The following is a 19,178-nucleotide window of genomic DNA, read 5'->3' as shown; positions in this document are numbered from 1 at the left end:
TAGCTGAATAGTACTATCACATTCCTAAATAATGATCATTTTATTTAGCGTCACCCTCATGTCCGCTAATATTGATCGGAATGTTTCGTTATCAATTCACTAAATACCCTAATGACAGTGTATAAAGTTTTCGAAATGTAGAAATTAGACTTAAGTTCAGATTTTCGCGCAAAAATCACGCATTTCCATATACATTGTCATTCTTGAAGTCCGATTAAGCCATGAAATGTGCTTATTGTCGATAAACTGCCCAGTAATTTTGCATAAAAAAAAGCGCCGGTTAGCCGACGCTTTTTGAAACTTTATTCAGCATTGCTGGAGGCAATTTTCTCAATCTGGCGATGCTCCGAATGCAAGTATTCATCTGATTGCATTTCCAGCAGACGTGAACGGGTCCGTTCAATCTCGAAAGCCAGTTTTTCACCTTGGTAAATGTCAACGATATTGTCTTCAGAAGTGAGTAGTAATTTCACACCACGGTCATAGAATTCATCTACCAGGTAAATGAAACGGCGTGTACCATCATTCAAGAAGTCGGTCAGGTGCGGCACATTGCTGACCAGCACAGTATTATAGATATTGGCGATTTCAATAAAGTCAGCCGGACTACGCGGTTTCAGGCACAGTTCTGCAAATTCACACCATAATACATCTTCGGTATGTGCCACAGTTTCGACAATACGGTTATTGATGATGATCGGTTCATCAGAATGCTGCTGGGTCTGGGTTAGTGCGCTAAAACGCTGTGCCATCCAGTTTTTATTATCATGCGTTAACGGGAACTTGAATAACTGTGCCTGTTTGAGTACACGCAAACGATAATCCACACCTGCATCGACATTTAGAATTACACAATTCTTTTTTACCAGCTCAATGGTCGGAATAAAACGGTCACGGTGGATGCCATTTTTATATAGGCCATCTGGGGCAATATTCGAGGTCGCGACCAAGGTAATGCCGCGCTCAAACAGTTTCTGAAACAGATCACTAAGGATCATGGCATCGGTTACATTCGATACGAAAAATTCATCAAAACAGATGACCACGGCATCTTTATAAATCTGGTCTGCCACCAAATCTAGCGGATTACGTTGACCAGATAATTTGTTCAGCTCACGATGCACATGCTGCATAAAGTGGTGAAAATGCATGCGGATTTTACGGCGAAATGGAATGGAATCGTAGAACTGATCCATCAGCCAGGTTTTACCACGACCTACACCACCCCACATATACACACCTTTCGGTGAGGTTTGACGGCGGAAACGGCGGAATGCTTTCTTGGAAGCCTTAAAGCGTTGAATTAACTCCACCCAGACACGGTCTAGCTCATGTACTGCAATCGCTTGTGCATCATCCGGCATGAACTGCCCCGAAGACAGTGCCTGTGCATAACGTTCTGCAGGAGATAAGGGGCTAAAGGCGTTGTGCTGATGTGAATTTAAGTCGGACATAAGGTTCATTACTATTGAGATTCATAAAAAATTATAGCGAAGATTTAACTTCAAGCCATAACACTTTGGCATTAGCAAACTTAGGCTATTTTACATATTGGCGCGGACTCTGACCAAACCAGCGTTTAAATGCGTGATTAAACGCCGCCGGTTCAGAATATCCTAGCAATTCTGCAATCATTTCAATTGAATATTGTTTATATTCAATCATTCTTAAGGCTTTATCCTTAATGATATCTTCACGGATCTGCTTATAACTGGTATTCAGCTGCTGTAGCTGATGCCGTAAGGTCCGTTCCGGAATATTCAAGGCTTGCGCAGTTTCTGCCATGGTCGGCATTCCTCCACTTTGCAGCTCCAAATAGTCCTGCACTCGTTGGATTAATGAAGGTGTCTTTTCATCTTCACGCAATCGTTCCAGTTCAGCAATACACTTCTTTTCATACAGCTTGAAGGTCATCTCATCTGCTGAAGGAATCTTGACATTTAACACCGCTTCATCAAACCAGAAAGCGGCCTGATCGGCATTGAACTGTACCTGATGCCCATAATAATCATGGTAGAGCTGTAACTGTTTTAACTCTTCCGGCTTTGGAAATGGCAATTCAATCCTTACTTCAGGCACCGAAAGTCCCATCATCTTGTATAGGTCCTGAATAAACTTGTAAGTCCCAGAGATTTCAGCCTGCGCGACCAGCTGACCTAATTGATCCTGCAAATTACTCGGACGATAGCAAAGTGCAATGCGATGCCCAGCCTGCTTGAAACTCATTTCCCCAGTCAGATGGGTTAACTGCTGAAAACGGATACCATGAACTAGTGCATCTCTCACGGTAGGGCTAGTCACCAGTAACATGAGCAGCGGGCCATATCCCGCCAGTGCATAATGCTGTCCGATCAAGATCCCTTTTTCTGGTGCAACCCCCTCACCTACAACTTTGAGTACATCATATTCCAGACTGGGATGAATGATAGACGTAGGATCAAGGTCATCTATACGCAGCCCGATATTGTCCAGCTTATGCTCCAATGCAATGCCTGCCTTGCGCATCCCCTGAATCAAGTACATCAAACTGAGTATCGATCTCTTCATTGCGATTTGAATTTAATAGGATTGTTCCTGTTTTACTATAAATTTTACAAATTCTCTATTGCCGTTTTGATCAATTTTGTCGTCTTATTAATCATGTTTGATCTTAGAACTTTACAATATTCTAATAAATCTGGATATGCACGGATTGCACAGCATGAATACTACAAAGAAAAATAACACAACCAAAATTGCTATTATTGGTGCAGGTTTTGGCGGAATTGCAATGGCCATTCGTTTGCAACAACAAGGAATTACAGACTTTATAATTCTTGAAAAGTCCAATGATTTTGGCGGTACTTGGCGTGAAAATCAGTATCCGGGTGCAGCCTGTGATGTGCAATCTCACATGTATTCTCTATCTTATGCACCGAAAGCTGACTGGTCAAAAAGATATGCAGAAGCGCCGGAAATCTTTGCCTATATTCAACAACTGGTCAAAGAATTCAATGTTCCTGCATTTACCCGTCTAAATACCGAAGTTAAAGCTGCACATTATGATGAAAAGCGTTGTCGCTGGGCATTAACTTTAAATGAAGATGAACAGCTGGAAGCACAATATGTCATTTTTGCATCCGGTCCTTTGCATGTCCCGCAAATTCCGAAGATTAGCGGAATCGAAAAATTTAAAGGTAAAGTCTTCCACTCCTCTCAATGGGATCACAACTATGACCTCACTGGTAAAAATGTCGCTTCGATTGGAACCGGGGGTAGTGCCATTCAGTACATTCCAGAAATCGCTACACAATGCAAACAGCTCTATGTGATGCAGCGCACTGCAGCCTGGGTGATTCCACGTGATGAGCGGCTGTATCATGATTTGGAAAAGAAGCTTTTTGCACGCTTTGACTGGTTTCGTAAATTACATCGTATCCGTCTGTACTGGTCGAATGAATCCCGTGTCGTCCCTATCGTAAAACCAACCGTGATGAAATATACACAGAAACTGGCTGAAGCTTATATCCGCTATCAGGTCAAAGATAAGGAAGTTGCCCAAAAGTTAATCCCAGATTACATCATGGGTTGTAAACGGATTCTGGTTTCCAATAAATATTTTCCCACTTTTAATCGGCCTAATGTCGAACTGGTCACTGACACAATTCGGGAACTGACAGAAGACAGCATTATTACTGCAGATGGTAAAAAATGGCCGATTGACTGCCTGATTTATGGCACAGGTTTTATTACTGATCCGCGTATTTATCTGAAAAACTTTGAATGCACTGGTCTAAATGGCATCAAGCTCAATGAGGTCTGGAAAGATGGTGCGGAAAGCTATTATGGTATCTGTTTCAAGAGTTTTCCAAATTTGTTCCAGCTGCTTGGTCCAAATACTGTGCTGGCGCATAACTCGGTCCTGTTTATGATCGAGTCACAAGTAGAATATATCCTGCAGTTAATCCAGATGGTTGAACGATCGCATACCGAGGCAATCTTGGTCAAAGATGAAGTACATGATCAGTTTAACGCACAGGTACAACACATGATGGAGAATACTGTCTGGCAATCAGGCTGCGTGAGCTGGTATCAACAGGATGGCGGCAAAAATTTTGCCTTATGGCCCACCTACACCTGGAAATACTGGCTGAAAACCAAGTGGGCTAATCCATCAGATTACCATTTACTGAGTAAAGCCAGTTAAAGCAACAACATATTCGTTAAAGGGATGGCATAATATGGAAAATTTTTATTTTTCCTGATTATGCAATCCTTTTGGCTTATCTTCCAATTACTTTTTTGTCTGGCGATCGGCTTTCTGTATGCCAGAAAGTTGCCTCAAACTGTTGTTAAAGTATCTTTTGCCGTTCTACCCTATTTTAGTTATGTGCTACTGATCTCGATTGCTTTTGAGTTTTCACAACTTCTCGATGAACTAGAGCACCCTTATCAAATTCTGAGTACTTCTCTCAGTATTGCAGCGATCACTTCACTCGGTGCCTTTACCTGTTGTTATCTGCTGTTTAAGTGGGCAGGTTATCAACCTTCCTCAGGATGGGTTTCTACACAACTGGTAATTAAATCACTCATCAATATCAGTTATGCTTTTATTGCGCTCGGCATAGGTTATTTGCTGCATGCGGGTTTAGGTAGCTTAAATATTCAGGCACAAATCAGTACCTGGCATTTACTGCTTGTGTTTATGTTCCTGATTGGAGTCGATCTTGCCTATTCCCCACTCGACCGCTCATGGCTAAACTGGAAAATTCTGCTGGTACCACTCGGTTGTATTCTCGGTTCACTACTGAGTGTACTGCTCTATGGCATATGGCAATCTGATATCAGACTTCAAGACCTGATTATGCTATCGCAAGGTTATGGCTTCTACTCGATGAGCGGTATTGTGGTGACTGAACTCAGGAATGCTGAATTGGGCAGTATTGCACTGATGAATGATCTGTTTCGGGAGATTTTTGCAATTTTACTGATGTATTGTCTTGGCTGGCGTTATCCACGTGCCGCTATTGCAGCTGCAGGTGCAACATCAATGGATGTCACCTTACCGATGGTAAAACAGGCCTGTGGTAATGATTTTATTCCGCATGCCATGTTAAGCGGTTTTATTTTGTCGGTATTGGCACCGGTGATGGTCAGTGTTTTAGCAGCCATCTAATTCATTGGCTCTCTCTAAATCTCTCCCAAAGGGAGAGAAGCGAAGCTTTTAAAATAATAGAATAAAGCCCCCTTTGAAAATGAAGAGCTTCAAAATATATTTTGAGTATACAAGGGTGAGGGAAAATATTGAAGAATCATGTTCAAATACTTAAGTTAATCTCCTGATAGCTCTCCTACTGTATCAACCATCTCTGAAGCCAGCTCTACAATATCAACACCATCAAGACGCGACATCCAGTTCCATGAACTCGCAGAGTTATACTGTTTCTGGAGTCGTTGCTGTTCAAGCTGATCTGCTATTTTTTCCAATTCATGATTTTGTTCCAGTAATTTTTGTTCTCGCGTTTTCATTGTAAATTCCTTTTTTATTTTTATATTGTTTTTTCAATGTATAAAAAAAGCCTTTCATTTGAAAGGCTTTTTATCGGATTGATAGAATTACAAGGTTGCCAGAATATCTTTTAAAGTCTGACGCATATTTTCAGATTTGGTAATTGGACGACCAATCACCAAATGCGTCGAACCATCTAGCATTGCCTGCTTTGGCGTTACGATACGTTTTTGATCATCAGCATTTGAGCCTTCCGGACGGATCCCCGGCGTTACCAATGCAAAGTCTGCACCAAGTGTTTCGCGCAGCATTTTTGCTTCTTGCGCAGAACACACCACACCATCTAGACCACTGTCTTTGGTCAAAGCAGCAAGACGTTTCACATGCTCAAAGGGTTCAATATCCAGACCGATATCTTTTAAATCTTCACGGCCCATTGAAGTTAATACCGTTACCGCGATCAGTTGGGTACTATAATTCCCAGCTTTAAGACGCTCGACACAGGTTTCCATCATTTTACGACCGCCAGAAGCATGTACATTCACCATCCATACACCCAAGTCTGCGGCTGCACATACTGCCTGCGCAGTAGTATTTGGAATATCGTGAAATTTCAAATCAAGGAAAACTTCAAAACCTTTATCTTGCAGTGCTTTGACGACTGATGGGCCTTCATGGGTAAATAACTCTTTACCAATTTTTACACGGCAAAGCTCAGGGTCTAATTGCTCGGCAATCGTCAATGCGTCATATTGGCTTTTTGCATCCAAGGCAACGATAATACTCATAACAAGACCCTTTAAATTGACAAAATTAAGGCATTATACGGATTTCAGCTGTATGAACAAATATATAAATTATGAAAACTGTTTCTTAATTCAATTTAAATCCCTTATTTGTAAAACATTTTTTTTAATTAATTTTATTTTTAATGGGTTTATAAAACTTAAAGCATAAAAAAGCACCCTGAGCAAGACTCAGAGTGCTTTAAATATAATCAGGAGAAGTTTAAATAGTCAAAGTTATGACATCACATCCTTATAAAGGTGTCGAAGGTCGATCCTGAGGATGGATATCAACAACTGTCTTTTCATGGCGTGAATGAGCAGCTGCTTCTGCTGCCATCAGTTTCGCTGTATTCAGCTGCTCTTTACGAAGATGGTCTATGTCTTTACGCAGTCGCTTAATTTCCCAGCTGTTTTGGAAAACTTTAAATACCTGTACACCCAGCAGTAGGCCAAGAATGACACCCAATGACAGTGTCAACAACAATAACAGGCCTAAACGCATTGCAGGAACCTGAGTAAATAACAGGTCTACAGATAGTTCAGTTCCATTTTGCAATACCAGTGCCAGTGAATACCCAAATACAACGAGTAATAAAACGACGAGTACGTAACGCATAACACACCCCTTGAATTATTTGTTTGCTGATTCGTTTACAGCATCACGTAGTGCCTTACCTGGTTTGAAGTGTGGAACCGCTTTTGCTGCGACTTCAACAGACTTACCGGTTTTCGGGTTTCGGCCAATACGTGGCTCGCGATGATGCAATGCGAAGCTGCCAAACCCACGAATCTCAATACGGTTGTCTGTCGATAATGCTTCGATCATTTGATCGATCATGATCTTCACAGCTTCTTCAACTAAAGGCTCAGCTAAATGCGGGTTCTTTAGGGAAATACGCTCTATTAAATCAGACTTATTAAGTGCTTCAGTAGTCATCTGCGACCTCTTTAATTATCAAGCTACTTGGACTCTCTATGGCGATAATAACCTGTTTAAATACAAAACGGTAGCGCAATAATTAAATACTACGCTACCGTTTACAGTAATCGTTCAGAAAATATTAGTTAATTTACATTAACAATACATTTCCTGTGCTTACTTAGTTGCTCATTTGCGCCTTGATCAGGTCACCAATAGTCTTAGGACCATTTTCTTGACCAGCAGCAGCTGTTTTCAAGTTAGCAACAGCTTCTTTCTCTTCAGCTTCGTCTTTCGCTTTGATAGACAAGTTGATAGAGCGAGATTTACGATCTACATTGATGATCTTAGCTTCAACTTCTTGACCAACTTCAAGGAACTTAGTTGCATCTTCAACGCGGTCGCGGTTGATTTCAGATGCTTTAAGAGTCGCTTCAACTTCGTCAGCTAACTTAACTGTAGCACCTTTAGCGTCAACAGCAGTTACAGTACCTTTAACAAGCGCACCGCGTTCGTTAGCAGCTAAGAAATCGTTGAATGGATCGCTGTTCAATTGTTTGATACCAAGGCTGATACGGTTGCCTTCAGCATCTACAGACAAGATAACCGCTTCAACTGTGTCACCTTTCTTGTAACGACGAATCGCTTCTTCGCCTTGTTCGTTCCAAGAGATGTCAGACAAGTGAACTAGACCATCGATACCGCCTGGTAAACCGATGAAGATACCGAAGTCAGTGATAGACTTGATCGTACCAGATACTTTCTCGCCTTTGTCGTGGTTCTTAGCAAACTCTTCCCATGGGTTAGCACGAGTTTGTTTGATACCAAGAGAAATACGACGACGCTCTTCGTCTACTTCAAGAACCATAACGTCAACTTCGTCACCGATCTGAACTACTTTAGATGGGTGGATGTTTTTGTTAGTGTGGTCCATTTCAGACACGTGTACTAGACCTTCAACGCCTTCAGCGATTTCTGCGAAACAGCCGTAGTCAGTTAGGTTAGTTACGCGGGCTTTAACGATAGAACCTTTAGGGTAACGGCTCATGATCGCTAACCATGGATCTTCGCCTAATTGTTTAAGACCTAAAGATACGCGGTTACGTTCGCGGTCGAATTTAAGTACTTTAACAGTAACTTCTTGACCAACTTCCACAACTTCTGATGGGTGCTTGATACGTTTCCAAGCCATGTCAGTGATGTGAAGAAGACCGTCGATACCGCCAAGGTCAACGAACGCGCCGTAGTCAGTAAGGTTCTTAATCGTACCAGTAACTGTTTGACCTTCTTCAAGTTGAGCAAGAAGCGCTTCACGGTCAGCTGAAGATTCAGCTTCCATAACAGCACGACGTGAAACAACAACGTTGTTACGTTTAGCGTCAAGCTTGATTACTTTGAATTCTAGCTCTTTGCCTTCTAAGTGAGTCGTATCACGAATAGGACGAGTATCAACTAAAGAACCAGGAAGGAACGCACGTACTGGACCGATGTCAACAGTGAAACCGCCTTTAACTTTACCAGAGATAACACCAGTAACGATTTCGCCGTCTTCAAAGATTTTTTCAAGTTTAGTCCAAGTCTCAGCGCGTTTAGCTTTTTCGCGAGAAAGAACAGTTTGACCCATACCGTTGTCAAGTGCTTCAACAACTACGTCTACAGTGTCGCCAACTTGAACTTCAAGTTCGCGTTGTTCATTTAAGAACTCAGCACGGTCAACAACGCCTTCAGATTTAAGGCCAGTGTCAACAGTTACCCAGTCAGAGTCGATGCTTACTACAACGCCTTGGATGACTGCACCCTTTTCAACGTTGAGGTTTAATTCGCTTTCTTCAAAGAGGGCTGCAAAAGATTCGGTCATGATATTTCCGATAAAGTCAGCGGTCTTGGATCAGACAAGGCCGGTTTAGTTAAGCGTCTACATAGTCCCATATAAAACTGATCGAGCTATGCGTCTGCTGAATTTGATAATTCGGTTAATGAGCTAACTGGCTGTCGATATAAGCGGTCATCAGATTAAATACTTCATCGATACCCAGTTCTGAGCTGTCGATGATATAAGCATCTGCTGCCGGCTTGAGTGGAGCGACCGTGCGTTCCATATCTCTTTTATCTCGAGCCTGTATATTAGCTAAAATGTCGCTTATTTTAGCATCCAGCCCCATGCCCTGCAACTGCTTTACTCGTCTGTTCGCACGTGATTCAGCCGATGCGGTCAAATATATCTTGGCTTGGGCATTCGGAAAGATGCTGGTTGCCATGTCACGACCATCTGCCACCAGACCTGGTGCTTGTGCAAAAGCATGCTGGCGGCCCACTAATGCAGCTCTAAGTTCAGGAATTGCGGCAACTTTTGAAGCAAACTCACCAACACGTTCAGTACGGATGGTGTGGGTCACATCCTCACCTTCTAACCATACCTGTATTCCGGTTGCAGTACTTGTAAACTGGATGTCTAAATTTGTAGCAATGTGTACGCATTTTTCCAGTTCACTATCTAATGATTCCAGCAAATCCTGCTGCTGCAATGACAATCCAAGCAAGCGATATAACGCACCTGAATCTAACAGATGGAAACCATAATGTGCTGCAATTTTCGCAGCGAGTGTCCCCTTGCCCGAACCACTTGGTCCATCAATGGTAATAATTTGAACTGTCATTGCTTTTCCATTGTTGTTTAAACAGATTTTGCGAGTTTCGCGAAGCCTAGTTTAATCCCTGCTTTTAGCTGTGCAAGGATTAATTTGCTGACAAAGGGTGCACGAGCCTGCAATTCAATGGTATAGGTCACCAGCGTTTTATCATCTGAAACTGCTTCAAACTCGATAATACCCAAGTGATGTTTCACCAGCGGATTTTTAATAATTTTATATTCAATCCTCGAATTCGGCTCAAGCAGTGTGATCTGTTCCTTTAACGGCTTGATCGGCCCAATACCCAGGCTACGAATTGACCCCAGACCATCAGGACGTTCAGGATCCGCAGAATCCTTGATACGTTCCACCTGAATCGGTGCAAAGGCTACATTATAAGTTGCATGCTTAGACAACAGGTCAAACACCTGCGCTAAAGGTGCAGGAAATTCTTTTTTTACTTGTATGGCGTTCATCATAAGTCCTGGTTGAGGTTGTTATTTTTAAGGGCTAATATTAAACAGAATTCAGGCCTGATTCTGAGCATTCATTTGCCTTTCTTGTAACTTTAATTGTCTTTTCTGTTCCCGGCGCATTCTAAAGAAATCGCTGAGCTGCCCGGCACACTGAGCTTGCAAGCATCCCGATTCAAACTCAAAAACATGATTGTAGTAGCCAGTCTCAAAGAGCTTACGTGCACTGATCAGTGAGCCTGCTTTCGGCTCTGTAGTACCAAAAACCACGCGGGAAATCCGTGAATGTACCAGTGCTCCTACACACATGGTGCAAGGCTCCAAAGTCACGTAGAGAACTGCATCATCAGGCAGGCGGTAGTTTTGAATGGCCTGACAGGCTTCACGGATGGCCACAATCTCTGCATGTGCGGTAGGGTCATTCAATGAAATTGGAGAGTTGAAGCCTTGACCAATAATCTGGTTATTACTGACAATAATTGCACCCACAGGAATTTCTCCCTGCGCTGCCGCTAATGCAGCCTGCTCGTAGGCAAACTGCATCCATTCTGCATCGGTTTTAATATATTCAGTCATGAATCAGCTGATGACACCATACTGTCTTAATAGCGCATTCCAGCTGTCAATTTGAGTAACTGGCGGATTATTGCCAAAGATACCTTTCAGACTCAGGTCAGTACCTTTCTCCCATTCCGGAGATAGATCTTTATCGACCAGACGTGCACGCACACCTTCGACAAAGTCCGGATGACGGATTTTCCAGTCGGAAATCTGGATTTCCAGCTCAAAAACTTCATTCCAGGAATGTACCTGTTTACCCCATTGCCATAATAACCAAGTTAAGGCAGCAGTCGCTGGAGAACCTTTTTGAAGATTTTCACTTGCTTGACGCAACCAGTCGCTGCGCGCAACCTTTAAACCAACAATAGCTTCATAATCATGTTCAAAGTTAACGCCACGGCAGACACTATGAATGACATCAAGTGAATTTTGCAATGGTCCAGGCCCTACAGGACGATGCATACTGTTTAACGTATCATCAATAGCGCGGAAATCTCCCGCCGGATAATGCTCCCAGTCAACATTGACCATTTTGTGCAGAACAGCATCACGCTGCATATCGCAGATATGGGTAGCCCAGCCAATACCATACGCGCCAGCCGCGGTCATGATTGAACCTGTTAAACCGGTAAATAAACCAATTGCACCACGATCTGCCAGGAAACGCGTTGCACCAACGTCTGGATACAGACCGATATTGATTTCAGGCATTGCCAGACGGGAATATGGCGTTACCAGACGGAACGGTGCCGCCATAAATAAACCTAGACCACCACCCATCACATAACCTTCGCCCCATACCAGCACTGGTTTGGCATAGTTATGTAGCAACAGATCTAAAGCATATTCCTGCTCAAAGAATTTGTTCGCAGTTGCAACTTCGTCATTGATGACTAACTGACGCAATTTACGTACATCTCCACCTGCACAGAATGCTTTAGGGGTGGTCGAATCGAACCAGATTGCTTTTACATTGTCATCGTGATGAAAATCTTCAAAAACCTCAAGCAAGGCCGATGCAATGGTTTCATCCAGTGCATGTAGTGATTTCGGACGATTTAATCGAACGATGCGCCATCCATTTTGGGCTTCTTCGACAATCAAATCCGAGTGATATTGTTTTGATACAGGAGAATATGTCATGCGTCCAGCTGCCAATCTATAGGCTCAATGCCATGTTGTTTAAGATAATTGTTTGCTTTGGAAAATACTTTACAACCAAAGAATCCGCCACGGTTTGCCGACAACGGCGACGGGTGTGCGGCTTTAAGTACAAGGTGTTTATTCTGGTCAATGCGTTGTCCTTTACGCTGCGCGTAAGCACCCCAAAGAATAAAGACTACATTTTCACGTTGTTCATTAATGACATCAATCACGTGATCAGTAAATTCTTCCCAGCCACGTTTTTGATGTGAAGTCGGCTGGCCCGCTTTTACGGTTAATACTGCATTCAGGAGCAATACACCTTGCTCTGCCCAATGGGTCAAGTTGCCATGTTTAGGAATAGGCACGCCCAGATCCGAGTGCAACTCATGAAAAATATTACGCAAAGATGGAGGTAATGCAACCCCTTTTTGCACCGAGAAACTCAAGCCATGTGCTTGATTCGGGCCATGATAAGGATCCTGTCCTAAAATCACCACTTTCACCTGATCCAACGGTGTCGTATTTAGCGCATTAAAAATCAGATGATTCGGTGGATAAATAACTTTGTCTGCTTTCTTTTCTTCAATCAGAAAATTTTTAAGTGCATCCATTTTTGCACCGAGTAAAAAATCACTCAGGCTATATTTCCAGCTTTCATCCAGCTGGACTTTATTCAGTTTTGCAATTTGCTGTTCAGTTAATAAAGACATTTTTTCATCCTAAATTGATGTCATGCAGTTTAAAACTGAAACAGCTTAAACTTTTACCTGTAAGTCTACGGTTGGGTTGTGGAATGGAACCCCCTGTTTCAACTTGCTGAACATATCAGGATCGGTCCATTCAGCTTGTACCTGTTCAGAAAATTCAATCTGATCCAGGTTAAGTAGCCCCATTTGCTCATTTTCGATATCTTCCAAAAAGCTTTGTGCGTAACCGGTATCGGTTTCATGCACAATCACGGAATACACCTCGACATCTCCTTCACCATTCTGGGTAATGGTTGAAGCCAGCACTTGCTGCGCTAAAAAGAAGAAAATACGCGAGAACTGTTCAGCAGACGGCGATACTGGCAATGACACCCAACGTGCACTAAAATTCTTGCAGGCCTGAATGTATTCGGGATTATCGTCCTGCCAAAAGCAGATAGCATGATCGAATGAATCAAAAAAGTCCTTGATGACACCTTTTAGCAAGCCAAAGTCATATACCATCTGACCATGATCGAGCTTAGAGGCTTTCAGTAATAATTCTACTTTATAACTATGACCATGGATCGAACGCTTACAGCGATCCGATGTGCAATTTCGCACGATATGAGCATTTTCAAACTTAAATAACTTACGAATTAACATGTGCCGTAATGTCGTCAAAAAATAGGTGAATTCACTACAATTATAAAGCAAAACTAGAAGAAGGAGGATTAATTTTGCAGTTCACGTTAATAGACAAAACGGATCATATACAGCTTCTACGCACTCTGGTTGAAGTATGAAGATAATTTAAAATGGCGCCATACTGCGATACGAGACATAGACCTGCTTATCTTGCCGTATCAGATCACTGCTAAACTGACGCTTACGCTCATTCAGCATCACTTCAATCCGTGCTTTAAAGAACTGGGACTTTACGCCCAATAGTGTGGCAAACTGGTTACGATTTTCAGCAGCTATCTGATCAAAAGGAGCAACTTGCCAAAGTTCAGATACATTAGCAAAGTGCTCCTGTTTACCAAATTTAAGATCCAAAGCTTGTTGCACAGCATTCACATCCAGCTTGTCATCCAGACTTGCCAGCAAAGCCGCTGGTGCCGTATTGATATTCACTTGCGTATCCTTTAGCGGGGCTGCCGTTACGTATGGTAGCAGCAGTTTATAGCGGTTCTCTTCAAAACCTCGTACCAGCTTGAGTTGTTCTATACTATGAAAATTGGCATTGGGTGGCAATGCAGCATTTGGCAAACCTTGATAATGAATGGATTCTGCTCCCATAGCACCAATTGGCAGTTCATCTTGATCCTGCCAGTCAATCACTGCTTCACTTAATTGTTCCGGTAATCCAACCCGTTTCAAAATCAGTTCAAACCATTTTTTCGCCGGTTCATTTACGGTTCCATCTTCAGCCACCAGACTGTTCAGATTAAACTTGCCCGACTCATCCTCTAGCCTGCCAGCAATATAGCCATCATCCACAGGAAAAGGAGGCATCTGTTGTGCCCAGGTTTCGTTCAGATGATCAATATCAGCGGCATTTTCAGCATCATCTACAAGCAATTCGGAAAAGAAGGCTTCAGCACTTTTGGCATACATCAAGGACTGATTCTGGCGCATCAGATAAGCTGTACTTTCCGCAGTCGCAGCCTGACGTTTAGCAATCGTTGCCGCCAGGATGGTTGCCAGTGCAACCATCACCAGAATGGTTATTAATGCGATACCCTGTTGCTGCTTCATACTTCGATCCTATGAGCTGCCTATATTATTGGTATTATTTGACAGATAATCTGTGTTCAGCAGACTGAACAACCATTCATATTGCACACCCTGTACAATCAGATTGATCTTGATGCCTTTCGGTAAAAGCTGCTTGTTTTCAGTACGATTTAAATCCAGTCCACTTTCCGGCCATTGTGTGATTTCATTTGGATTCAGTGCAGTAATTTGAAACTGCTCTACATCACTCAGCAATATGCTCGATTCAGGTTGATCGCGTCCGGTCTGGTTCAGGTTCCTGAATTTAAGCCGATAGACTTTTTGCTCATCCGCCCGATATTGATATTCCACCCGCTCATCCGGCGCGATGCCTTGTTCCAGCGGATCCGTAACACCAGTCTTACTAAAATTAAAACGACCATCTTGCAATACTAAAGCTGGCTGAATATCACCATTTACATTTGCGGTTAAGGGTACTGTTTGCACCATATCACGCAGAATCTGCTGATAGCCCTGCTGTAATTGATTTAGCTTTTGTTCATGAAGGGTATTTTGATCGCGCGTGACCCGGATATGATCAAAGACCTGCCATCCTAATGCAGACAATACGGCAAAGATCGCAATCGCAACCAGAAGCTCGACCAGGGTAAATCCATTTTTTTTCATTGTGTCTGATTCACCCGATGATTAAAAAACACCAGACTGCTGACACCAGATTCCAATTGTCCGGTATCGGCATTGACAATACCGACCTGTATATCAACACGCTGTACATTTGGGCTAATGGTTGGTTCAGATTTCTTATCAATCTGCCAGGACTCACCCTGCTGGGTAATTTGCCGGGATGAAGTTCCTGTTAGCCATTCCTGATTGATTTCCATTTGTGCTGCTTCATTTAAAGCAACAAATTGAGCTTTGGTGCGTAAGATGGCATGGGAAGTCGACTGGGTATATTGCATTGCTACTTTAGTCAGTGCCATGGCTGCGGTAGCAAAGATTGCCAGTGCGACCATGACTTCCAGCAAAGTAAAACCTGAGGCACGATTAAGTCGAGTAACACTCGACCTGAGCGGCATTGTCGCGCAAGAAAGTCCGAAAGCTATGCTTGAGGAGCAGCGATAAATAAAACAACGTTTCCTCCGAGCACAAGATGACAAACTCTGTTCGGAGTGCATACGATTAAATCGAGTAATACTCGACCTGAGCGGCATTGTCGCGCAAGAAAGTTCAAAAGCTGTGCTTGAGGAGCTGCGATGAGTGTAATGCTGCTTCACCGCTGTGTAAGATAAAGAGCTATGCTCGAGGTACACATAATGAAATCGATCAGCACTCGCCTTAAATGGCTTGATTGCATCAGCCTCAGTACTCTGCTTGAAATATTTAAATTTCATTGCTTTTACCCAGGTGGTCGATTTCAATCGCAGAACCGACTTCATTATTATCAAGATAAAACTGAATCCGTACCGGCTTCACTTCCCCATTGCCGAGCCAAATCAATTTTGGCGCATCCTGCATGGTCAAATCCCGGTTTTGTGCATTTTCATAACGCTGATCCAAGGGTTGAATCTGCAAAGATACTTTATCTGGCAAAGCTTGGGTCTTAAATTCAGTATAGTGAATCCATTTCTGTGATGTGCTACTTAAGCTAAAATCGGTATTGGTGGGATTTTTTTGATATTCCACAACAGTGTACTGAAATGGGCTGACATCCGTTGCCGGCTGGGTCTGCAAGGCGAGCACCCGAGCCTGATCATTCGCTTCACGTAAAATGCGTTGTAAATCCAGCATAAACACTTCACGTGCCTGCATCGCTTTACGCTGATCTACCCCACCTATATTCAGCATCACCAGAGATGCCAGAATTCCCATAATGACAATCACCACCATCAACTCAATGAGTGTAAAACCACGATTTGATGATAGAGACTGGATTTTCATGGAATGCCTTTAAGCAAACGGCTCAACCGAATTAATTTTCTTGGGTAAAGCCAGAGCCTGGTCGATATAGGCCACACGTAAAGTATCACGAGAACCAAGGTAACGCTGATAGAAACTGGAGTTCAGGATTGCAGCTGCACCATGAGTCAGTGACCAGATCGAAGCCAGATAATCACGTACTGGCATACTGCTTTTAATTGATTCCAGATAGCTTTCTGTCATGCGAATAATCAGACGTAAACGCTGTTTCCGGATCTGGTAAAGCTCAGTAAATAATTGCTGAATGCCCACCCCAGTCGTCGATAAGCGTTCCTCAATCTGATGAAACAGTACCGTACGCTCCGGATGATGCAGATGATGCAACATGAAGAAAGCCAAATGTTCTGGAAAAGCCTTTTCCGCATCCTGGATCATTTCCAGCAGCATACGTTCATTACGGATGATGAGCAGCATGTACAGCTCATCCTTACTTTGGAAATGTTTATAGAGTGTGCCTTTAGCCAAATCCAGTTCTGCAGCCAACGCATCTAGCGTCATACCGGCTTCACCATTTTCAAGTAGCAGCTGTTCTGCCACTTGAAAAATCAAGGTTTCTCTTGCTCGAAACTGAGCCTGACGATCCATCTTCACCCTATAACTCTCTTCTGCTCTTATTTAATTCGTATTACTTAAAACTTAGAAGATTTTCAAAATTCTGCATTGTGATTGCAGCCATTTCTTCCAAGCTCTTATCATATACATCACATAAGGCTTTGGCTACAAATGGAACGTATTTCGGTTCATTTGATTTACCCCGATAAGGCACGGGTGCCAGATAAGGACTATCTGTCTCTATCAACACGCGATCCAGTGGAACCTGTTTCGCCACATCACGTAAATCCTGCGCATTTTTGAAAGAAACAATGCCTGAGAAAGAGACATAATAACCACAGTCAAGAACTGCTTTGGCTGTTTCCCAGTCTTCGGTAAAACAGTGCAAGATGCCATGTGTAGATTTTTCAGCGCGAATGATATCTACTGTGTCATGTTTGGCTGAACGGGTGTGGACCACCACCGGTTTTTTCACGACTTGGGAAGCATGAATATGACGCGCGAAACATTCTTTCTGTTCTTGGATAAAATCAGTGCTATGGAAATAATCCAGACCTGTTTCACCTAAAGCCCAAACTTTTTCTGGCTGTGCCAGCTCAACCAGATAATCCGTAGTTGCGCGCGCCATGGTTGCAGCATCTTCACAAGGATGCACACCCACGGTGTAGCCTACATCAGCATGTCGTGCCGCAATCTTGGCCAGTTCGATATGATCATCAAGATCTACCGAAATACTCATAAACCTGGAAACACCTGCTTCACGTGCCTGTGCCAATGCCAGATCCAGATCACCGCTGTAAGGCGTTAGGTCGAGTAAAGTTAAATGACAATGCGTATCTACAAACACGGTGCAGTCCTTTTCAGCAGGGAGAATCTACATAGTGTAGCTTCTACGCCCTGCAGATTTAAGCCCCGTAGTCAGTCGTTCGGCCTCATTTTTAAAGAAAATGCCTTTATCACCGCTTAACTGGATGCCAAAACCTTGTGGTTTAATGCCATTTTGTTTTTGTGATACCCAGATGACTTTACCGGTTAAAGGAATTTTTTGTGATTGTTCAGGTAAAGTAGTCAGGACGAAAACTTCATCCCCGAGCTTTACTGTCTGATTGGAAGGAATAAAAAGACCACCGCCTGCAACAAATGGCATATAACTGGCAAATAGAGTTTCAATATCAGGAATATTGGCCTGAATAATCCCCCCCATACGTGATTGCATATTCTTCTCCTTGTTCGTTAAAGATTCATCAGTCGAATACAGAGCTGATCCAGAACCAGATTGCTTTGTACATTCTGTTCCAGATACTGCTTGGACTGCTGAAATTCCCCATAAATATCAAAAAGCTGTTCTAATGAATATTGTTCAGCCAATACATCAAATTCCAAATCGATGTTTTTAACGGCTTGATTTAGCTTGACACAAATCAAATCCGACAACAAGTATTCAAACATCTGCCCGAAATCACTAAAATTCAGGCTTTTATTCCATCTCGTCGCGATTGCGATCGGCATATTTTTTTCTATGACTAATTTTTTCCAGTCTTGCAAAAAATCCTGACGCATTGGCATCCAGGCACTCTGAGCCACTTCAATCGCCTGTAACGGCATCTGATTGGCCAGATTCATTAATAATTGTTGTTGGGAAGATCCTGCATCTGGTAAATATTCGTTTAAATAATTTGTGGCCTGATCTGATGTAATGCGATCCAAAGCAAAATGCTGTAAACGGCTACGAATTGTCGCGGGTAATTTTAAGTAATGATCAGCCAGCAGAATAATGACAATATTTTCACCCGGCTCTTCCAGGGTTTTCAGCAAAGCATTGGAAGAGGCAATATTCAGTGCTTCAGCAGGCTCTATGACAATAACACGCCAACCATCAACAGTTTGCTGCACAAATGGCAATAAATCCCGGATCTTTTCAATCTTGATTTTGGCATTCTGTTTTTTGTTTTCTTCATCGGTACTGATATAAACATAATTGGGATGAGTATCTGCTTTAAGCCACTGACAACTGCCACATTCACCACATGGCAAATTGCGCATATGACGATTTTGACATAATACCCATGCTAGAAATTGCTGGGTAAAAGCTTCCTTACCACAACCCTTTTTGCCATAAAACAGTAGTCCATGCCCAAGCTGGGGAAAACGCCCAGTAAGCGTATCCCAGACTTGTTGTTGCCAAGGATAAATTTGTGCGGTGGCATCAAGCGGCATG

General features: G+C 42.8%; 23 protein-coding genes. 2 read left to right on the top strand and 21 right to left on the bottom strand.

The features are described 5' to 3' along the window. Positions 1–302: 302 nt before the first annotated feature. Positions 303–1,454, bottom strand: coding sequence for a cell division protein ZapE (gene zapE / locus C8322_RS05930; RefSeq protein ID WP_004815619.1), 1,152 nt, complete (start codon positions 1,452–1,454; stop codon positions 303–305). A gap of 85 nt (positions 1,455–1,539) precedes the next feature. Beyond that, positions 1,540–2,547 carry a helix-turn-helix domain-containing protein gene (locus C8322_RS05925; protein WP_034424973.1) on the bottom strand — a complete coding sequence of 336 codons (1,008 nt, stop codon included), beginning with the start codon at positions 2,545–2,547 and terminating at the stop codon, positions 1,540–1,542. 154 nt (positions 2,548–2,701) lie between these two features. Here C8322_RS05925 and C8322_RS05920 point away from each other — a divergent pair, with 154 nt between their 5' ends. Together C8322_RS05920 and C8322_RS05915 are read left to right on the top strand one after the other, a co-directional pair. Beyond that, positions 2,702–4,186 carry a flavin-containing monooxygenase gene (locus C8322_RS05920; RefSeq protein ID WP_004815615.1) on the top strand — a complete coding sequence of 495 codons (1,485 nt, stop codon included), beginning with the start codon at positions 2,702–2,704 and terminating at the stop codon, positions 4,184–4,186. Positions 4,187–4,246: 60 nt separating this feature from the next. Continuing rightward, positions 4,247–5,155 (top strand): lysine exporter LysO family protein, encoded by a 909-nt coding sequence (locus tag C8322_RS05915; protein WP_004815612.1) that lies wholly within the window; start codon positions 4,247–4,249, stop codon positions 5,153–5,155. 155 nt (positions 5,156–5,310) lie between these two features. Here C8322_RS05915 and C8322_RS05910 read toward each other — a convergent pair whose 3' ends face one another. From C8322_RS05910 to C8322_RS05820, 19 genes are all read right to left on the bottom strand, one after another. Then, a complete protein-coding gene (locus C8322_RS05910; RefSeq protein WP_004815611.1) occupies positions 5,311–5,508 on the bottom strand; it encodes a hypothetical protein in 198 nt (65 codons plus the stop codon). Positions 5,509–5,595: 87 nt separating this feature from the next. Then, positions 5,596–6,276 carry an orotidine-5'-phosphate decarboxylase gene (gene pyrF, locus C8322_RS05905; protein ID WP_004815609.1) on the bottom strand — a complete coding sequence of 227 codons (681 nt, stop codon included), beginning with the start codon at positions 6,274–6,276 and terminating at the stop codon, positions 5,596–5,598. A gap of 250 nt (positions 6,277–6,526) precedes the next feature. Further along, positions 6,527–6,892, bottom strand: coding sequence for a lipopolysaccharide assembly protein LapA domain-containing protein (locus C8322_RS05900; protein WP_004815608.1), 366 nt, complete (start codon positions 6,890–6,892; stop codon positions 6,527–6,529). 15 nt (positions 6,893–6,907) lie between these two features. Continuing rightward, positions 6,908–7,213: an integration host factor subunit beta gene (locus C8322_RS05895; RefSeq protein WP_004815605.1), complete on the bottom strand. Its 306-nt coding sequence runs from the start codon at positions 7,211–7,213 to the stop codon at positions 6,908–6,910. 163 nt (positions 7,214–7,376) lie between these two features. Beyond that, entirely contained in the window at positions 7,377–9,053 is a 1,677-nt protein-coding gene (gene rpsA, locus C8322_RS05890) for a 30S ribosomal protein S1 (RefSeq protein WP_004815604.1), read from the bottom strand. Positions 9,054–9,168: 115 nt separating this feature from the next. Then, entirely contained in the window at positions 9,169–9,852 is a 684-nt protein-coding gene (gene cmk, locus C8322_RS05885) for a (d)CMP kinase (protein WP_004815601.1), read from the bottom strand. A gap of 17 nt (positions 9,853–9,869) precedes the next feature. Then, positions 9,870–10,301: an SRPBCC family protein gene (locus tag C8322_RS05880; protein ID WP_004815598.1), complete on the bottom strand. Its 432-nt coding sequence runs from the start codon at positions 10,299–10,301 to the stop codon at positions 9,870–9,872. Positions 10,302–10,352: 51 nt separating this feature from the next. Further along, the gene (gene tadA / locus C8322_RS05875) at positions 10,353–10,874 is read right to left on the bottom strand and encodes a tRNA adenosine(34) deaminase TadA (RefSeq protein ID WP_004815596.1); all 522 of its coding nucleotides are present in this window, start codon (positions 10,872–10,874) and stop codon (positions 10,353–10,355) included. 3 nt (positions 10,875–10,877) lie between these two features. Continuing rightward, the gene (locus C8322_RS05870; RefSeq protein WP_111810449.1) at positions 10,878–12,002 is read right to left on the bottom strand and encodes an enoyl-CoA hydratase/isomerase family protein; all 1,125 of its coding nucleotides are present in this window, start codon (positions 12,000–12,002) and stop codon (positions 10,878–10,880) included. Next, positions 11,999–12,715, bottom strand: coding sequence for a uracil-DNA glycosylase (ung, locus tag C8322_RS05865; RefSeq protein ID WP_004815592.1), 717 nt, complete (start codon positions 12,713–12,715; stop codon positions 11,999–12,001). The genes C8322_RS05870 and ung overlap by 4 nt, the downstream gene beginning before the upstream one ends. A gap of 45 nt (positions 12,716–12,760) precedes the next feature. Continuing rightward, positions 12,761–13,357, bottom strand: coding sequence for a 6-pyruvoyl trahydropterin synthase family protein (locus C8322_RS05860; RefSeq protein WP_004815591.1), 597 nt, complete (start codon positions 13,355–13,357; stop codon positions 12,761–12,763). A gap of 147 nt (positions 13,358–13,504) precedes the next feature. Continuing rightward, the gene (gene gspK, locus C8322_RS05855) at positions 13,505–14,452 is read right to left on the bottom strand and encodes a type II secretion system minor pseudopilin GspK (RefSeq protein WP_004815588.1); all 948 of its coding nucleotides are present in this window, start codon (positions 14,450–14,452) and stop codon (positions 13,505–13,507) included. 9 nt (positions 14,453–14,461) lie between these two features. After that, a complete protein-coding gene (locus tag C8322_RS05850; protein WP_004815587.1) occupies positions 14,462–15,097 on the bottom strand; it encodes a type II secretion system protein GspJ in 636 nt (211 codons plus the stop codon). Continuing rightward, positions 15,094–15,642: a type II secretion system minor pseudopilin GspI gene (gspI, locus tag C8322_RS14375; protein ID WP_228127337.1), complete on the bottom strand. Its 549-nt coding sequence runs from the start codon at positions 15,640–15,642 to the stop codon at positions 15,094–15,096. The genes C8322_RS05850 and gspI overlap by 4 nt, the downstream gene beginning before the upstream one ends. Positions 15,643–15,811: 169 nt before the next feature. Beyond that, positions 15,812–16,369 carry a type II secretion system protein gene (locus C8322_RS05840; protein ID WP_004815582.1) on the bottom strand — a complete coding sequence of 186 codons (558 nt, stop codon included), beginning with the start codon at positions 16,367–16,369 and terminating at the stop codon, positions 15,812–15,814. Between the two features lie 9 nt (positions 16,370–16,378). Further along, entirely contained in the window at positions 16,379–16,993 is a 615-nt protein-coding gene (locus C8322_RS05835) for a TetR/AcrR family transcriptional regulator (RefSeq protein ID WP_004815581.1), read from the bottom strand. A 40-nt stretch (positions 16,994–17,033) separates the two neighbouring features. Further along, complete coding sequence (locus C8322_RS05830) at positions 17,034–17,807, bottom strand: TatD family hydrolase (RefSeq protein WP_004815579.1); 774 nt, start codon at positions 17,805–17,807, stop codon at positions 17,034–17,036. Between the two features lie 27 nt (positions 17,808–17,834). Beyond that, on the bottom strand, positions 17,835–18,176 hold the full coding sequence (locus C8322_RS05825) for a PilZ domain-containing protein (protein ID WP_004815576.1): 342 nt from the start codon (positions 18,174–18,176) through the stop codon (positions 17,835–17,837). A gap of 17 nt (positions 18,177–18,193) precedes the next feature. Next, positions 18,194–19,177, bottom strand: a complete 984-nt coding sequence (locus C8322_RS05820) for a hypothetical protein (protein WP_004815574.1) — start codon at positions 19,175–19,177, stop codon at positions 18,194–18,196. Position 19,178 lies beyond the last annotated feature (1 nt).

Source organism: Acinetobacter sp. SM1B (genome assembly GCF_003289665.1).
Lineage (GTDB): Bacteria > Pseudomonadota > Gammaproteobacteria > Pseudomonadales > Moraxellaceae > Acinetobacter > Acinetobacter schindleri.
Note: the sequence above shows the minus strand (reverse complement) of the source record. Positions and strands in the feature narration are given on the sequence as shown.

Bases quoted from the DNA above. Each gene is read 5' to 3' on its own strand.
- zapE (WP_004815619.1), bottom strand. From the start codon at position 1,454: ATGTCCGACTTAAATTCACATCAGCACAACGCCTTTAGCCCCTTATCT.
- C8322_RS05925 (WP_034424973.1), bottom strand. From the start codon at position 2,547: ATGAAGAGATCGATACTCAGTTTGATGTACTTGATTCAGGGGATGCGC.
- C8322_RS05920 (WP_004815615.1), top strand. From the start codon at position 2,702: ATGAATACTACAAAGAAAAATAACACAACCAAAATTGCTATTATTGGT.
- C8322_RS05915 (WP_004815612.1), top strand. From the start codon at position 4,247: ATGCAATCCTTTTGGCTTATCTTCCAATTACTTTTTTGTCTGGCGATC.
- C8322_RS05910 (WP_004815611.1), bottom strand. From the start codon at position 5,508: ATGAAAACGCGAGAACAAAAATTACTGGAACAAAATCATGAATTGGAA.
- pyrF (WP_004815609.1), bottom strand. From the start codon at position 6,276: ATGAGTATTATCGTTGCCTTGGATGCAAAAAGCCAATATGACGCATTG.
- C8322_RS05900 (WP_004815608.1), bottom strand. From the start codon at position 6,892: ATGCGTTACGTACTCGTCGTTTTATTACTCGTTGTATTTGGGTATTCA.
- C8322_RS05895 (WP_004815605.1), bottom strand. From the start codon at position 7,213: ATGACTACTGAAGCACTTAATAAGTCTGATTTAATAGAGCGTATTTCC.
- rpsA (WP_004815604.1), bottom strand. From the start codon at position 9,053: ATGACCGAATCTTTTGCAGCCCTCTTTGAAGAAAGCGAATTAAACCTC.
- cmk (WP_004815601.1), bottom strand. From the start codon at position 9,852: ATGACAGTTCAAATTATTACCATTGATGGACCAAGTGGTTCGGGCAAG.
- C8322_RS05880 (WP_004815598.1), bottom strand. From the start codon at position 10,301: ATGAACGCCATACAAGTAAAAAAAGAATTTCCTGCACCTTTAGCGCAG.
- tadA (WP_004815596.1), bottom strand. From the start codon at position 10,874: ATGACTGAATATATTAAAACCGATGCAGAATGGATGCAGTTTGCCTAC.
- C8322_RS05870 (WP_111810449.1), bottom strand. From the start codon at position 12,002: ATGACATATTCTCCTGTATCAAAACAATATCACTCGGATTTGATTGTC.
- ung (WP_004815592.1), bottom strand. From the start codon at position 12,715: ATGTCTTTATTAACTGAACAGCAAATTGCAAAACTGAATAAAGTCCAG.
- C8322_RS05860 (WP_004815591.1), bottom strand. From the start codon at position 13,357: ATGTTAATTCGTAAGTTATTTAAGTTTGAAAATGCTCATATCGTGCGA.
- gspK (WP_004815588.1), bottom strand. From the start codon at position 14,452: ATGAAGCAGCAACAGGGTATCGCATTAATAACCATTCTGGTGATGGTT.
- C8322_RS05850 (WP_004815587.1), bottom strand. From the start codon at position 15,097: ATGAAAAAAAATGGATTTACCCTGGTCGAGCTTCTGGTTGCGATTGCG.
- gspI (WP_228127337.1), bottom strand. From the start codon at position 15,642: ATGCCGCTCAGGTCGAGTATTACTCGATTTAATCGTATGCACTCCGAA.
- C8322_RS05840 (WP_004815582.1), bottom strand. From the start codon at position 16,369: ATGAAAATCCAGTCTCTATCATCAAATCGTGGTTTTACACTCATTGAG.
- C8322_RS05835 (WP_004815581.1), bottom strand. From the start codon at position 16,993: ATGGATCGTCAGGCTCAGTTTCGAGCAAGAGAAACCTTGATTTTTCAA.
- C8322_RS05825 (WP_004815576.1), bottom strand. From the start codon at position 18,176: ATGCAATCACGTATGGGGGGGATTATTCAGGCCAATATTCCTGATATT.
- C8322_RS05820 (WP_004815574.1), bottom strand. From the start codon at position 19,177: ATGCCGCTTGATGCCACCGCACAAATTTATCCTTGGCAACAACAAGTC.